This is a genomic window from Lacisediminihabitans changchengi (assembly GCF_016634425.1).
GTDB lineage: Bacteria > Actinomycetota > Actinomycetes > Actinomycetales > Microbacteriaceae > Lacisediminihabitans > Lacisediminihabitans changchengi.
Window position 1 is genome coordinate 126,333 of sequence record NZ_JAEPES010000003.1, and the last position, 15,267, is coordinate 141,599.

Below are 15,267 nucleotides of genomic sequence, written 5' to 3' on the forward strand. Positions count from 1 at the left end.
TGCGATGATCAAGTCTGACTTCTCCCAGCCCGTCCCCGAAAGCCTCGGCACTGTCCACTTCGTCGGAATCGGCGGCGCGGGCATGAGCGGAATCGCCCAGATGTTCGTGGCGGCGGGCCTCACCGTCACCGGCTCCGACATGCGTGCCACCGACACGGTCGAGGCGCTTCGAGCACGGGGCGTGGCGATCGCCATCGGTCACGCGGCAGAGAACATCGGCGCCGCCGACACGCTGGTGGTGACGGGTGCGATCGCCGAAGACAACCCGGAGTTTCTCGCGGCCAGAGAGCGCGGCATCCCGATCATCCACCGCGCCCAGGCGCTTGCCTGGCTGACCCGCGAGCACCGTCTCGTCGCCGTTGCCGGAGCGCACGGCAAGACCACGTCGACGGCGATGATCGTGACGGCGTTGCTCGCGCTCGGCGCCGATCCGAGCTTCGTCAACGGGGGAGTCATCCGTTCGCTCGGGGTCTCGGCCGCGCCAGGAGCGGGCGACGTGTTCGTCGTCGAGGCCGATGAGTCCGACGGCTCGTTCCTGCTCTACGACACCGCGATCTCGCTGATCACCAACGTCGACCCGGATCACCTCGACCACTTCGGTTCGGAGGAGGCCTTCGAAGATGCGTTCGTCACCTTCGCGGCCAGGGCCAGCGAGCGGGTGGTGATCTCGAGCGACGACGAACGTGCCGTGGCAGTCACTGGCCGCCTGGTCGATCGCGAGATCACGACGTTCGGGCAGGACCAGGCGGCGGATGTCCGGCTCCACTCGGTGGAATCCGGCACGACGGTCTCCTTCGCGCTCCGCTACCGGGGCGAGGACTACCGCACCACGCTTCGCGTCGCGGGCCTGCACAACGCGATCAATGCCGCCGGCGCCTTCGGTGTGCTGGTCGGTCTCGGCTTCGAGCCTCAGTCGGCGCTGGATGCCATCGCGCTTTTCGATGGTGCGGAGCGCCGGTTCGAGTTTCGTGGCCAAGTCGGCGGGGTGAGCGTCTACGACGACTTCGCCCACCACCCGACCGAACTGCGGGCTGCGCTGTCCGGCGCGCGCGGGGTTGTCGGGGCAGGGCGCCTCATCCCGATCTTCCAACCCCACCTCTACACTCGCACCCGCGACATGGCGGCGGAGTTTGCGACGGTGCTCGAGTCGCTCGCCGACCTGACCATCATCGTGCCGATCTACGGAGCGCGTCAGGATCCGATTTTCGGTGTCACCGGCGAACTGATCGCTGAACGCTTCTCCGATCCGTCCCGCGTGCGGGTCATCGACGACTGGGAGGCCGCGGCAGACTACGCGGCGTCCATCGCACGGCCTGGCGACTTCGTCATCCCGATGGGTGGCGGCGACATCTACCGCATCATTCCCGAACTGCTCGCCTCACTCGAGGAGCACCAGCGCGACCAGAGTGGTCTGACTTCGTGACGGTTGTCGCCCGATGAAACGCCCCGAGGGATTCGACCAGCGACCCGAACCGGCGGAGCCGGCCTCTCCCGCGAAGTCCCGGCGCGGCGCGCGGGGGCAGGGGGAGACCGTGGGGGTCGATGCGGCGGTCACACCCCCGAAGCCAGCGGCCCGCAACGCGCGTCGCCCCATCGCCATCGCTGCGCTGCGAGCGGCCGGGGCTGACAAGGCTAGAGATGACAACTCTGGAAGTGACAAGGCTGGGCCCATCGCCGCAGCCAGTACCGAGACCAGCACAGTAGCCAGCGCTGCCACTGCCACTGCCGCTCGTGCTGACGCGCGCGCCGAGGAGAAGCAGTCTGCCCGCGCGCTGCGCAAGGCAGCGGCGGCGCGTCGGCGTTTCGAGCGCTCGGAGGTCAAGCGGTTCACCCGCCGCTCCCGCCGACGCCGCATCACCTGGCTGGTCGTGCTGCTCTCCTTCGTTGCCGTCGGCGCCCTGGTCACGGGCGCCGTCTACTCGCCCGTGCTCTCGCTCAAGACCATCACGGTCACCGGCACGTCCCGCGTCGACAAGGCGGAGGTGTTGAAGGCAGTCGACGGACAGCTGGGAACGCCGCTCGCTCTCGTCGACTTCGATGCCATCAAGAAGGACCTGTCGAAGTTTCCGCTCATCCGCAGCTACGTGACCGAGTCTGTCCCGCCCGACACTCTCGTCATCCGTATCTCCGAGCGCGCGCCGATCGCGGCCATCGAGACCGCCACTGGTTTCGAGGTAGTGGACGCGGCCGGCGTGGTGATTACGAGGAGCGATGAGCGCCCTGCGGGGCTCCCGCTGATCGCGCTCGGCACGGCATCCACCTCGAGCATGGCCTTCAACGCCGCTGCGCAGGTGTTGTTGGCGCTGCCGGCAGATCTACTCACCAAGGTCGACACGGTCACCGCGCTCTCTCTCGATAACGTGAGCTTCGTCTTGACCGCCGGCCCGACGGTGGTCTGGGGGAGTGCGGAGGACTCGGCGAAGAAGGCGCGCATCCTGGCGATCCTGCTTTCCAACGAGCCGCAGGCGACGCGCTTCGATGTGAGCGCGCCGACCATCCCCACCTTCGCAAACTGAACGAATTCGCGCCGCGGTTTGCGACACGCGGGAGCGCCTCGCGCCCGTGTCGGTCACCGGCCCATACCTTCGAAACACCAAACCTATACTGAGCAGAACTTTAATCTTCAAGTAGAGGTTGAAAGTTTCAAGCGGAGGCCGAACGTGACATCGAACCAGAACTACCTAGCCGTGATCAAGGTCGTCGGCATAGGCGGCGGTGGAGTAAACGCGGTCAACCGCATGATCGAGCTCGGCCTTCGCGGCGTCGAGTTCATCGCCATCAATACGGATGCACAGGCACTGTTGATGAGCGACGCCGACGTCAAGCTCGACGTCGGTCGTGAGATCACCCGCGGCCTCGGTGCCGGTGCAGACCCCGAGGTCGGGCGTCGCGCGGCCGAGGATCATGCGGAGGAGATCGAAGAAGCCCTCGCCGGTGCCGACATGGTCTTCGTCACCGCCGGAGAGGGAGGCGGCACCGGAACCGGTGGCGCTCCCGTCGTGGCTCGCATCGCCAAGTCGATCGGCGCGCTCACCATCGGTGTCGTCACCCGCCCCTTCGGTTTCGAGGGCAAGCGCCGCGCCGCGCAGGCCGAGACCGGCATCTCGGCACTCAAGAACGAGGTCGACACCCTCATCGTGGTGCCGAACGACCGCCTGCTGGAGATCAGCGACCGCGGCATCAGCTTCCTCGAGGCCTTCGCGACCGCCGACCAGGTGCTGCTCGCCGGTGTTCAGGGCATCACCGATCTGATCACGACGCCCGGCCTGATCAACCTCGACTTCGCCGACGTCAAGTCGGTGATGCAGGGGGCGGGATCCGCCCTCATGGGCATCGGCTCCAGCCGCGGCGCCGACCGGGCCATCAAGGCCGCGGAGTTGGCGGTCGCGAGTCCGCTCTTGGAGGCATCCATCGACGGAGCGCACGGTGTCCTGCTCTCCATCCAGGGCGGATCGAACCTCGGCATCTTCGAGATCAACGATGCCGCGCGCCTGGTGCAGGAAGCGGTCCACCCCGAGGCCAACATCATCTTCGGTGCCGTCATCGACGACACCCTCGGTGACGAGGTGCGCGTCACGGTTATCGCGGCCGGATTCGACGGCGGCGAGCCGATCGTCAAGAAGCCCGGTCACCGCTCGAACTTCGTCGACGCTGCGCCCGCCGCGGCCGGAGCGATCGCAGCCTCCGGTTCTACCGGCGAGGTTGCGGCTCCGGTTGAAGCCTCCGTTCCCGCCTGGACGCCGGAGCCCACGGCTCCCGCTGCACCTCGCGACCCGGTATTCGAAGACGCGGATGACGACCTGGACATCCCCGACTTCCTGAAGTAGCCGCATGCCCCCCACGCTCGAAGAGCGACTCAGTCTCGTGCGTGAGGGGGTCGCGGATGCCGCGGCGCAGGCCGATCGCCGCGCCGACGACATCACGACCATCGTCGTCACCAAGTTCCATCCGGCGAGCCTGGTGCGTGAACTCCATGCACTCGGGGTTCACGACTTCGGTGAGAACCGGCATCAGGAAGCGCAGGCTAAAGCTGCGGAACTGGCTGATCTCAGCTCGGGCATCGATCCGATCCACTGGAACTTCATCGGGCAGCTGCAGAGTAAGAAGGCGAAGCAGGTGCGGGCATACGCGAGCTCGGTGCAGTCGCTCGACCGGGACTCGGTGCTCGACGCTCTCGCCGCGCCGAGCCCCGCTCTCGACGTGTTCGTGCAACTCAACCTCACCGACGATCCCGGGCGGGGCGGCGTGCGGGACGAAGAATTCGAGCCTTTCGTGGAGCGCGTGCTGCAGACATCCGGAGTGCTGCTGCGCGGGGTGATGGCCGTCGCGCCCCTCGACGAGGAGCCCCGGCGGGCATTCGCCCGGGTGCGCGCAGCCTCCGAACGGATGCGCGCGCTGGCTCCGACGGCCACCGCGATCTCGGCAGGGATGTCGGGTGACTACCGCGACGCCATCCTCGAGGGCGCGACACACCTGCGGATCGGCTCGGCAATCACGGGAAACCGGCCGGTCGCCGGTTAATCTTGCACCACCGGTTCCACAACAGGAGGCACGAAATGGCTAACCCGCTGCGCAAGACCATGGTCTATCTCGGCCTTGCCGATGAGGAGTTCGACTACGAGGAGCCCGCGCCCGTCGCTCAGGCCGCTCCGCCGGTCGAACGCCAGACTCCGCAGCCCACCGCCAATCGTGCGCCCGTGACGCCCCTGCGTCGCGCGCCGAGCCAACGACAGTCAGAGCACAGGATGGCAGCGCCCGCCGACATGAACGAGATCCTCACCGTCCACCCCCGCGCCTACAAAGACGCCCAGGTCATCGCCGAGAGCTTCCGTGAGGGAATCCCGGTGATCATCAACCTGTCCCAGATGACCGAGACGGATGCCCGGCGCCTGGTCGATTTCGCCAGCGGACTGTCGCAGGGTCTGTATGGCAAGATCGAGCGCGTGACCAACAAAGTATTCCTGCTCTCGCCCCAGCACGTGGCCGTCAGTGGCGACCAGGCGGAGGCGGAGCAGGATGTCGACGCCTCCTTCTTCGCCCAGTCCTGACCCCGTCTCGACGCTCGTTCCCGTCGAGCCGACCTAAGCGGTGATTTCTGTGAGTCCGGTATCGATCGTCGCCACGATCCTGTACTACCTGTTGCTCCTCTATTTCTTCGTGATGTGGGCCCGGTTCATCGTCGATCTCGCTCGGACCTTCCTTCGGGATTGGCGACCGCGCGGTTTCGGTCTCGTGGCGACTGAGGTCGTCTACTCGATCACCGATCCGCCGATCAAAGCAGTGAGACGAGTGGTCAAGCCGGTAAGGATCGGTGGCATGGCACTCGACTTCGGGTGGAGCGGCGTCATGCTCATCGTCGTGGTACTGATCTACGTGACCCTGGTGTTGCGCTAGTTCCGAATCCCCGCCGCGATGCTCGGCGACCGCGCACCGACAGATTTGACAGCCTGTGTAATCTGGCCTGTGTGGGCGGTCGAAGATCGCCGCGATCCGCATTTCCCTTCGGCATTGATTTGCTAGCGTTAGCTGATCGTTACTGACACTGTTCGACCTGATTTCCAGAGGTGACACCATGGCCCTGACGCCTGAAGACGTAGTCAACAAGCGGTTCCAGCCGACCAAGTTCCGCGAGGGATATGACCAAGACGAGGTCGATGACTTCCTCGACGAGGTCGTCGTCGAACTCCGCCGCCTCGGTCAGGAGAACGAGGAACTGCGCCAGCGCCTCATCGCGAGCGACTCGCGAATCAATGAGCTGCAGCGCAGTGCCGGCAGCCAGGCCGCCAGTGTCGAGCAGCCCCAGTACCAGGCGCAGCCGGTCGCAGCCCCCGTGGCTGCCGCCCCCGCTGCGTATGTTGCGCCGGTCGTGGAGCCCAGCGCCGTCGACCCGAGCAACACCAACAACCTGCTTCAGCTCGCCCGCAAGCTCCATGAGGAGCACGTGCGCGAGGGTATCGAGAAGCGCGACGCGCTCATCGCCGAGGGGCACGCCACCGCCGCCCGCGTGGTGAGCGAGGCCGAGGCCGCTCAGCAGGCCAAGACCGCCGAGGCCGAGGCGGCAGCGCAGGCCAAGCTCGCCGAGATCGAGGCAGAGCAGCAGGCCAAGCTCGCCGAACTCGAGGCACAGCAGCAGGCGAAGGCCGCCGAGGGCGAAGCAGCCCTGCAGGAGAAGCTCGCCGAGGCAGAAGCCGCTCAGAAGGCCAAGCTCGAAGAGGCCGAGGCGGCAGCGCAGGCCAAGCTCGCCGAGGCGGAGAACGCTCAGCAGGCGAAGATCGCCGCGCTGGACCAGGAGCGCGTGTCGCTCGAGGACCGCGTCGACGAACTCCGCAACTTCGAGCGCGACTACCGCCAGAAGCTGAAGAGCTACATCCAGGGCCAGCTGAACGAGCTGGACTCGCCCGCCGCGGGGGAGTCGACCAGCGAGGTTTCCGGCTTCGCGTCGCCGCAGCCCGCCGGATACCAGGGCTTTGGCGGCAACTGAGCCGCAGACGAAGGCTCGCGCACGGAAGGTCAGCGTTTCAGCGCTCATCGCGCTAGTCGTCGTCGCGCTGGCCGTCTACGCGTTCGATCAGGGAACCAAGTACCTGATCGTCGCAAACCTGAACGAGAACGACCAGGTAGAGGTGCTCGGCACCCTGCTGCAGTTCCACTTCGTGAAGAATTCAGGTGCTGCCTTCTCGCTTGCGAGTGGCACCACCTGGATCTTCTCGATCGCGGCCTCCGCGGTCACCGTCGTCATCATCTACTTCGCCCGGCGCATCCGATCTATCGGGTGGGCGGTGCTGTTCGGGATGCTGCTGGGTGGCACGACGGGCAACCTCACTGACCGCCTCTTCCGCGAGCCGGGCTTCGGCGTCGGGCACGTGGTGGACTTCGTGCAGATCGCCGGGTTCCCCGCGATCTTCAACATCGCCGACTCGTTCATCTGCGCGAGCATGGTGCTGTTCGTAATCCTCACCATTCGCGGGGTACGGCTCGACGGCACGCGTACGGTGAAAGCGTCCGACGCCGCGCCCGATGACGACTCTGTTCCGCACGACTCAGCACCGCGCGACTCAGCACCGCACGACCCCGCACCGAAGGATTAGTCCGGTGGAGACCAGAAGCCTCCCCGTGCCCGATGGCTTGGTCGGCGAGCGAGTGGATGCGGCGATCGCCAAGTTGCTCGGATTTTCCCGGAGCTTCGCCGCCGAGGTGGCCGAGGCTGGGGGAGTGAGCGCCGACGGTGTCGTGCTCGGTAAGTCCGATCGGCTCCGCGCCGGCAGCTGGCTCGAGGTCTCCTGGCAGGCGAAGGAGGCGCCGAGCATCGTTGCGGTGCACGTCCCCGAACTCACGGTGGTCTACGACGACGACGATCTCGTGGTGATCGACAAGCCGGTGGGTGTCGCCGCCCATCCGTCGGTGGGCTGGACCGGGCCGACCGTGCTCGGGGCGCTGGCCGGCGCCGGATACCGGGTCTCGACATCCGGAGCGGCGGAGCGGGCAGGAATCGTGCATCGACTGGATGCCGGCACCAGCGGCCTCATGGTCGTCGCGAAAAGCGAGCGCGCGTACACCGAGCTGAAGCGACAGTTCCACGATCGCGAGGTCTCGAAGATCTACCACGCCGTGGTGCAGGGCCACCCCGATCCGCTCACCGGCACAATCGACGCCCCGATCGGGCGGCATCCCAGCTCGAGCTGGAAATTCGCCGTCACCATGGACGGCAAGCACTCGGTGACGCACTACGAAACGCTCGAGGCGTTCCCGAGCGCATCGCTGCTCGAGGTGCATCTCGAGACCGGTCGCACCCACCAGATTCGGGTGCACATGGCCGCTCAGCGGCACCCCTGTGTCGGCGACGCCATGTACGGCGCCGACCCGACTATCAGCGCCAGGCTGGGACTCTCCCGACAGTGGTTGCATGCCATGGAACTCGGCTTCCGACACCCGGGCAGCGGTGATCAGGTTGTTTTCCGCAGTACCTATCCGGCGGACCTGCAGAACGCCCTCGACACGCTGCGCGGAGACTAATCGCGGCGACGGACTGAGCGCCGTCTCTGGCTTATCCTTGATGCTCAGCCCCCGTGAGTTTCGGAGCATCAGTGCCAGCCAATGATTCCTTCGTGCACCTCCACGTGCACAGCGAATACTCGATGCTCGACGGCGCGGCGCGCGTCGGACCGCTCATCGCGGCGGCGGTGGAGCAGGGGATGCCCGCCATCGCGGTCACCGACCACGGCAATATGTTCGGGGCGTTCGACTTCTGGCAGAAAGCCACCGCGGCGGGAATCAAGCCAATCATCGGTACCGAGGCATACGTCACGCCGGGAACCGCTCGGGGCGACAAGACCCGGGTGAAGTGGGGAACGCAACAGCAGTCGCAGGATGACGTAGGCGGTAGCGGCGCGTACACCCACATGACTCTGCTCGCCGAGTCGACCGAGGGCATGCACAACCTGTTTCGCGCCTCATCTCTGGCCTCGATCGAGGGCTACTACTTCAAGCCGCGCATGGACCGCGAGCTGCTCAGCCGGTACTCGAAGGGCGTCATCGGCACGACCGGCTGCGTTGGTGGCGAGGTGCAGACCCGCCTGCGTCTCGGTCAGTATCAGGAGGCGCGCAAGGCTGCGGGCGACCTGCAGGACATCTTTGGCAAGGAGAACTTCTTCGCCGAAATCATGGACCACGGCATCGAAATCGAGCGTCGCACCATGAAAGAGCTCATCTCCCTCGCCAAGGAAATGAACATCCCGCTCCTGGCGACCAATGACCTGCACTACACGCACGCGCATGACGCCACCGCCCACGCGGCGCTGCTCTGCGTGCAATCTGGCTCCACCCTGGACGACCCCAACCGGTTCAAGTTCGATGCGGACGAGTTCTATCTCAAGAGCCCGCAGCAGATGCGTCAGCTGTTCCGCGAGTTTCCCGAGGCCTGCGACAACACGTTGCTCATCGCCGAGCGAAGTGAAGTGAAGTTCGACACCAACGCGAACTACATGCCCCGGTTCCCCGTTCCCGAAGGCGAGACCGAGGCGAGCTGGTTCATCAAAGAGGTGCAGACCGGACTCTTGGTGCGCTACTCCGGAAACATCCCCGACGAGGTGCAGGCCCAGGCCGACTACGAGATCGGCGTCATCACCCAGATGGGGTTCCCCGGGTACTTCCTGGTGGTCGCCGACTTCATCAACTGGTCGAAGCGCAACGGCATCCGGGTCGGGCCTGGTCGTGGTTCCGGCGCCGGATCCATGGCCGCGTACGCCATGGGCATCACCGACCTCGATCCGCTGCGCCATGGGCTGATCTTCGAGCGCTTCCTCAACCCCGACCGCGTCTCTATGCCCGACTTCGACGTCGACTTCGACGATCGTCGCCGCGGCGAGGTGATCAAGTACGTGACCGAGAAGTACGGCGAGGAGCGCGTTGCGCAGATCGTCACGTACGGCACGATCAAGGCCAAGCAGGCGCTGAAAGACTCCTCCCGCGTGCTCGGCTTCCCCTTTGGTATGGGGGAGAAGCTCACCAAGGCGATGCCGCCGGCGATCATGGGCAAGGACATCTCGCTCGCGGCCGTCACCGACCGCAGCAACGACCGCTACAAAGAGGCGGCCGATCTCCGCAGCATCATCGAAACGGATGCCGAGGCCAGAACGGTCTTCGATACTGCGCTTGGTATCGAGAACCTGAAGCGCCAGTGGGGTGTTCACGCCGCCGGCGTCATCATGTCCAGTGAGCCGCTGATCGACATCATCCCGATCATGAAGCGGGAACAGGACGGCCAGATCGTCACGCAGTTCGACTATCCGGCGTCCGAGGCTCTCGGGCTGATCAAGATGGACTTCCTCGGGCTGCGCAACCTCACCATCATCAGCGACGCCCTCGACAATATCGAGAGCAATCGGGGCGAGAAGCTCGACCTCGAGAAGCTCGAACTCGAAGACCGTGCCGCCTACGAGCTGCTTGGCCGGGGTGACACGCTCGGGGTGTTCCAGCTCGACGGCGGACCGATGCGCTCGCTGCTGCGACTGATGAAGCCAGACAACTTTGAAGACATCTCGGCCGTCATCGCGCTGTATCGCCCTGGCCCCATGGGTGCCAACTCGCACACGAACTACGCCCTGCGCAAGAACGGTGCCCAGGAGATCACCCCGATCCACCCGGAGTTCACCGAGTCGCTGCGCGAGATCCTCGACACTAGCTATGGCCTGATCATCTATCAGGAGCAGGTCATGGCGATCGCGCAGAAGGTGGCCGGGTTCTCGCTTGGCCAGGCCGACATCCTGCGCCGCGCGATGGGCAAGAAGAAGAAATCCGAGCTGGACAAGCAGTTTGCCGGCTTCCGCCAGGGAATGCTCGACAACGGATACTCCGACCAGGCGATCAACATGCTCTGGGAGATCCTCCTGCCGTTCTCCGACTACGCCTTCAACAAGGCGCACTCGGCGGCGTACGGCGTCGTCTCGTACTGGACGGCGTACCTCAAGGCGCACTACGCCGCCGAGTACATGGCCGCGTTGCTCACCAGCGTCGGCGATGCCCGCGACAAGCTCGCCCTGTATCTCAACGAGTGCCGCCGGATGGGCATCCGCGTGCTGCCGCCGGACGTCAACGAGTCGATCGGCTTCTTCGCCGCGGTCGGCAACGACATCCGCTTCGGTCTCGGAGCGGTTCGCAACGTCGGGTTTGCCGTCGTGGAACAGATCCGCGCCTCGCGCGAGGCGAAGGGCGCCTTCACCAGCTTCCATGACTTCCTCAGCAAGGTGCCGATTTCGGTCGCGAACAAGCGCACGGTCGAATCGCTGATCAAGGCGGGCGCGTTCGACTCGCTCGGGTCGACCCGGCGCAGTCTGCTCGAGATCCACGAGGACGCGATCGACGGCGCGGTGAGCCAGAAGCGGGCCGAGGCGAACGGCCAGGTCGGGTTCGACTTCGACAGCCTCTGGGATGAGCCGCAGGCCGCGAGCCAGGTGCCGGATCGGCCGGAATGGGCCAAGCGCGACAAGCTCGCTTTCGAACGCGAGATGCTCGGACTCTACGTGTCGGATCACCCGCTCGCCGGTCTGGAGATCCAGCTGGCAAAGCACGCGAGCACCTCGATCACCGAACTTCTCGAGGGCGACGTCGCCGGGGACGGCGAGCACGTCACCGTCGCCGGATTGATCACCTCGGTGCAGCACCGGGTGGCCCGCAACTCCGGCAACCAGTACGGCATCATCACGCTCGAAGACTTCGGCGGCGAGATCGGCATCATGTTCCTCGGCAAGGCGTACCAGGAGTTCGCTCCGGCGCTGAGCAATGACTCCGTGGTCGTGGTTCGCGGCCGCGTGAGCATGCGCGACGACGGAATGAACCTCCACGCCTCGAGCATGTTCGTCCCCGACCTCGGGCAGAGCCTGGGCTCCGGCCCGTTGGTGATTTCGGTGCCGGAGACCCGGGCAACCACCGACACGGTGACAGCGCTCAACGACGTGCTGATCCGTCACTCCGGCGACACCGAGGTACGGCTGAAGCTGATCAAGGGCGAGCTGGCCCGCGTATTCGAAGTGCCGTTCCCGGTGAAGGTGAGCGCCGACCTCTACGGTGATCTCAAGTCGCTGCTCGGCCCGAACTGCCTGGTCTGAACACCCCCGCCCCCGCCCCGCACCCACGGAATCGCGCGTGCCCGCAACTAGGATGAACCCGCCATGATCCAGACCATTGACCTGCGCGGCATGAAGCCCAGCCGCAGCGAACTCCTCGGACTCGTTCCCCGCGCACAGACGGATGTCTCCGCCGCAACGAAGATCGCCGGCGACCTTATCGCCGAGGTGCGATCGCGCGGTGAGCAGGCGCTGCTCGATCAGTCCGAGCGCCTCGACGGGGTGCGTCCTCCGCACGTGCGCCTCGACGTCGCGTCTGTCTCCGCGGCCGTACGGATGCTCGACCCGCTCGTACGGGACGCCCTCGAGGAGGCGATCGTGCGGGTGCGCGAGGCGTCGAAGGCACAGATGCCGCAATCGAAGGTCACCACGCTGGCACCAGGGGCCGAGGTCATCCAGCGCTGGATGCCGGTGAGCCGCGTCGGTTTCTACGTGCCCGGTGGCAAGGCCGTCTATCCGTCCAGCGTGGTCATGAATGTCGTCCCGGCGCAGGTTGCCGGCGTGTCATCGGTCGCCCTCGCCAGCCCGGCACAAAAAGCCTTCGACGGGATGATCCACCCCGTGATCCTCGGCGCGGCGGGCCTGCTCGGAGTCGATGAGATCTACGCCATGGGCGGTGCCGGCGCGATCGGTGCCTTCGCCTACGGGGTGCCAGAGCTGAGTCTCGATCCCGTGCAGCTGATCACCGGACCGGGCAATGTCTACGTGGCCGCGGCCAAACGTCTGGTGCGTGGCACGGCCGGTATCGACGCGGAGGCAGGGCCGACCGAGATCCTGGTGATCGCCGACGAAAGCGCGGAAGCACGGCTCGTGGCGGTCGACCTGATCAGTCAGGCCGAGCACGACGAGCTCGCCGCGGCGGTGTTGGTCACCGACTCGCCCGAGCTCGCCGAGAACGTGCGCGCGCAGTTGGAACGGCTGGCCCCGAACGCTCGCCACGGCGCGCGGGTCGAGGAGGCGCTGCGAGGTCGCCAGTCGGCGATCGTGCTCGTCGACGACATGGAGGGCGCTGCCGCCTTCAGCAACAGCTACGGGCCCGAGCACCTGGAGATCCAGACCGCGAGCCCCGGTGCCCTGCTCGACCTGATCGACAGCGCCGGCGCGATCTTCCTCGGCGAAGATTCCCCGGTAAGCCTCGGTGACTACCTCGCCGGATCGAATCACGTGCTACCGACGGGGGGACAGGCACGGTTCGCCTCGGGTCTCGGGGCGTACACGTTCCTTCGACCGCAGCAGGTCATCCGCTACGATCACGCCGCGCTGCAGCAGATCGAACCTCGGTTGGTCGCGCTAGCCAATGCCGAGGATCTTCCGGCTCACGGTGCCGCGGTCAGCGCCCGGTTCGCCGAGGGCTGATCACGAGCTCGCTCGGCATCCCTGGTTCTCCGGGCGCACCGTCTATCCTGTAGACACTATGTTCTGCCCCTTCTGCCGCTATCCGGACTCCCGTGTCATCGACTCGCGCACCAGCGATGACGGCCTCTCGATCCGACGTCGGCGGCAGTGCCCCGATTGTGGTCGTCGCTTCAGCACCACCGAAACCGCGAGCCTCAATGTGGTCAAGCGCAGCGGTGTAGTTCAGCCGTTCAGTCGCGAGAAGATCGTCTCCGGCGTGCGCAAGGCCTGCCAGGGACGCCCGGTCACCGACACCGACCTGGCTCTCCTCGCCCAGCGGGTGGAAGAGTCCATTCGCGCCACCGGCGCCTCCCAGGTCGACGCGAACGACATCGGGCTCGCCATCTTGCCGCCGCTGCGCGAACTGGATGAGGTTGCCTACCTGCGCTTCGCCAGCGTCTACCAGGGCTTCGACTCGCTCGAAGACTTCGAGTCGGCGATCACGTTGCTGCGCGTCGAGCACGAAGCGGCGCGCGAAGAAGGCCTGACCGAGGCCTGACCGAGGCCTGACCGCGGTCTGACTGCGCGCGGCTCCGCTAGCCTGGGTCGCGATGTATCGCACCTTTTTCAGCCTCGTCCTCTCCCGACTCGATCCGGAGCAGGCGCACCATCTCGCCTTCGACGTGATCCGAACCCTGCCGAAGATCGGTATCGGTCATCTGGTGGCTCGCGCCACCCGGCCGCATCCGTCGCTCGCCGTCCAAACGCTCGGGCTCCACTTCCCGTCACCGTTCGGTCTCGCCGCGGGTTTCGACAAGGACGGCAAGGCGGTTCAGGGCCTCGGACAGCTCGGCTTCGGTCACATCGAGGTCGGCACGGTCACCGCGATCGCGCAGCCGGGCAACGAGAGGCCCAGGCTGTTCCGGCTGATCCCGGACCGCGCGGTCATCAATCGCATGGGCTTCAACAACAGCGGAGCCGCGGATGCCGCGCCGCGCCTGCGCCGCGAACGTCTCCGGCGAGACCGCCCGGTCATCGGGGCCAACATCGGCAAGAGCCGGGTGGTCGACGTGGATGCCGCGATCGAGGATTATCTCGTCAGCGCCCGGCTGCTCGCCCCGGTCGCCGACTACCTCGCCGTCAATGTGAGTTCGCCGAACACGCCAGGGCTCCGTGGTCTGCAAGAGCTCGAAAAGCTCGCGCCGCTCCTCGACGCCGTTCGCAGTGCCGCCGGTACGACGCCGGTTCTCGTCAAGATCGCCCCCGACCTGGTCGATGACGAGGTGCGGCGCATCGCCGAGCTGGTCATCGAGCTCGGGCTCGACGGCATCATCGCCACCAACACGACACTGGCGCGGTCGGGACTGCGCACCCCGACGTCGGTCGTCGAGGCCGCCGGTGCCGGGGGACTCTCCGGAGCGCCACTGGCCGCTCGGTCACTCGCCGTGCTGCGCCTCATCCGTACTGTCGTTCCGGCCGAGCTCTGCGTGATCTCCGTCGGCGGTGTCGAGACCGCAGCGGATGTCGCCGAGCGTCTCGACGCCGGTGCCACCCTGGTGCAGGGCTACACCGCGTTCCTCTACCGCGGTCCGCTCTGGGCGCACTCGATCAATCGCGGTCTTCGGCGTCTCCGTCGCGCCTGACGGGCGCGGTACGACGAAGCCCCCACCCACATTCCCTGGGTGGGGGCTTCGTCGTACAGATTCAGGCGGGGAAATTGCCGCGCTTGACCTGCGGCTTCGGCAGTCGCATCGGGCGTAGCTGAACGGCACGCATCGATGCGTACCAGCGGAAGCCCCGCTCGACCTTGCCTGCGCCGAACTTGGCGCTGAGCTTGCGATTGAGAGTGAAGCCGAGGATGACGCAGTCGACCACCAGGATCGCGAGGAAGCCCCACAGCGCGAAGGTGCCGATGGTCACGAAGATCGGCTCGCTGATGAACGTCAGCACGATGACGACACCAAGGAACGGGATCATCAGCTCGCCGACGCTGAACCGCGCATCGACGTAGTCACGGACGAAGCGGCGCTGCGGCCCCTTGTCGCGCGGACCGAGGTACTTCTCCTCGCCGTTGGCCATGCCGATACGGGCGCGGTCGCGGGACTCGGCCATCTTGGCGCGGGACTCCTTGCTGCTGGCCTTGCGATCGCTGGAGACCAGGGGTCGGAGGTTCGCGGCTTCGCGCTCCTTGCGGGTGGGCGTCGCACGTCCCTTGCCTGCAGCGGTGTCGAGCTCGCTGGTGGAGTCGTCGATCGGGGCCGCGGGCTTGCTCGCGAATGGGTTCGGCACGGTGATTTCCTTCGAAAGTCGA

At 66.2% G+C, this 15,267-nt stretch carries 14 protein-coding genes; 13 read left to right on the forward strand and 1 reads right to left on the reverse strand.

Annotated elements, in window-relative coordinates:
• The first annotated feature begins 4 nt into the window (after positions 1-4).
• The 13 genes from murC (at position 5) to IV501_RS09005 (ending at position 14,599) form a co-directional block, all read left to right on the forward strand.
• Entirely contained in the window at positions 5-1,423 is a 1,419-nt protein-coding gene (murC, locus tag IV501_RS08945) for a UDP-N-acetylmuramate--L-alanine ligase (protein ID WP_200556389.1), read from the forward strand.
• A gap of 13 nt (positions 1,424-1,436) precedes the next feature.
• Complete coding sequence (locus IV501_RS08950) at positions 1,437-2,516, forward strand: cell division protein FtsQ/DivIB (RefSeq protein WP_234698474.1); 1,080 nt, start codon at positions 1,437-1,439, stop codon at positions 2,514-2,516.
• A 144-nt stretch (positions 2,517-2,660) separates the two neighbouring features.
• Positions 2,661-3,827, forward strand: a complete 1,167-nt coding sequence (gene ftsZ / locus IV501_RS08955) for a cell division protein FtsZ (RefSeq protein WP_200556390.1) — start codon at positions 2,661-2,663, stop codon at positions 3,825-3,827.
• A gap of 4 nt (positions 3,828-3,831) precedes the next feature.
• Complete coding sequence (locus IV501_RS08960) at positions 3,832-4,521, forward strand: YggS family pyridoxal phosphate-dependent enzyme (RefSeq protein WP_200556391.1); 690 nt, start codon at positions 3,832-3,834, stop codon at positions 4,519-4,521.
• Between the two features lie 35 nt (positions 4,522-4,556).
• Positions 4,557-5,048 carry a cell division protein SepF gene (locus IV501_RS08965; RefSeq protein ID WP_200556392.1) on the forward strand — a complete coding sequence of 164 codons (492 nt, stop codon included), beginning with the start codon at positions 4,557-4,559 and terminating at the stop codon, positions 5,046-5,048.
• A 49-nt stretch (positions 5,049-5,097) separates the two neighbouring features.
• Positions 5,098-5,394: a YggT family protein gene (locus IV501_RS08970; protein ID WP_200556393.1), complete on the forward strand. Its 297-nt coding sequence runs from the start codon at positions 5,098-5,100 to the stop codon at positions 5,392-5,394.
• 178 nt (positions 5,395-5,572) lie between these two features.
• Positions 5,573-6,481, forward strand: coding sequence for a DivIVA domain-containing protein (locus IV501_RS16390; RefSeq protein ID WP_200556394.1), 909 nt, complete (start codon positions 5,573-5,575; stop codon positions 6,479-6,481).
• On the forward strand, positions 6,468-7,088 hold the full coding sequence (gene lspA / locus IV501_RS08980) for a signal peptidase II (protein ID WP_234698475.1): 621 nt from the start codon (positions 6,468-6,470) through the stop codon (positions 7,086-7,088). Before IV501_RS16390 ends, lspA begins: the two co-directional genes overlap by 14 nt.
• Before the next feature lie 4 nt (positions 7,089-7,092).
• Positions 7,093-8,013, forward strand: a complete 921-nt coding sequence (locus tag IV501_RS08985) for an RluA family pseudouridine synthase (protein WP_200556395.1) — start codon at positions 7,093-7,095, stop codon at positions 8,011-8,013.
• 71 nt (positions 8,014-8,084) lie between these two features.
• A complete protein-coding gene (gene dnaE, locus IV501_RS08990; protein WP_200556396.1) occupies positions 8,085-11,603 on the forward strand; it encodes a DNA polymerase III subunit alpha in 3,519 nt (1,172 codons plus the stop codon).
• Between the two features lie 63 nt (positions 11,604-11,666).
• Complete coding sequence (hisD, locus tag IV501_RS08995; RefSeq protein WP_200556397.1) at positions 11,667-12,977, forward strand: histidinol dehydrogenase; 1,311 nt, start codon at positions 11,667-11,669, stop codon at positions 12,975-12,977.
• A 58-nt stretch (positions 12,978-13,035) separates the two neighbouring features.
• Complete coding sequence (gene nrdR, locus IV501_RS09000) at positions 13,036-13,515, forward strand: transcriptional regulator NrdR (protein ID WP_200556398.1); 480 nt, start codon at positions 13,036-13,038, stop codon at positions 13,513-13,515.
• A 52-nt stretch (positions 13,516-13,567) separates the two neighbouring features.
• The gene (locus tag IV501_RS09005) at positions 13,568-14,599 is read left to right on the forward strand and encodes a quinone-dependent dihydroorotate dehydrogenase (RefSeq protein ID WP_200556399.1); all 1,032 of its coding nucleotides are present in this window, start codon (positions 13,568-13,570) and stop codon (positions 14,597-14,599) included.
• 61 nt (positions 14,600-14,660) lie between these two features.
• Here IV501_RS09005 and IV501_RS09010 read toward each other — a convergent pair whose 3' ends face one another.
• Positions 14,661-15,245, reverse strand: a complete 585-nt coding sequence (locus IV501_RS09010; protein WP_307812250.1) for a DUF3043 domain-containing protein — start codon at positions 15,243-15,245, stop codon at positions 14,661-14,663.
• Between the last annotated feature and the right edge of the window lie 22 nt (positions 15,246-15,267).

Coding starts and splice junctions, on each gene's coding strand:
- IV501_RS09005 (WP_200556399.1), top strand. CDS start 13,568: ATGTATCGCACCTTTTTCAGCCTCGTCCTCTCCCGACTCGATCCGGAG.
- IV501_RS08965 (WP_200556392.1), top strand. CDS start 4,557: ATGGCTAACCCGCTGCGCAAGACCATGGTCTATCTCGGCCTTGCCGAT.
- murC (WP_200556389.1), top strand. CDS start 5: ATGATCAAGTCTGACTTCTCCCAGCCCGTCCCCGAAAGCCTCGGCACT.
- IV501_RS16390 (WP_200556394.1), top strand. CDS start 5,573: ATGGCCCTGACGCCTGAAGACGTAGTCAACAAGCGGTTCCAGCCGACC.
- hisD (WP_200556397.1), top strand. CDS start 11,667: ATGATCCAGACCATTGACCTGCGCGGCATGAAGCCCAGCCGCAGCGAA.
- IV501_RS08960 (WP_200556391.1), top strand. CDS start 3,832: ATGCCCCCCACGCTCGAAGAGCGACTCAGTCTCGTGCGTGAGGGGGTC.
- nrdR (WP_200556398.1), top strand. CDS start 13,036: ATGTTCTGCCCCTTCTGCCGCTATCCGGACTCCCGTGTCATCGACTCG.
- IV501_RS08950 (WP_234698474.1), top strand. CDS start 1,437: ATGAAACGCCCCGAGGGATTCGACCAGCGACCCGAACCGGCGGAGCCG.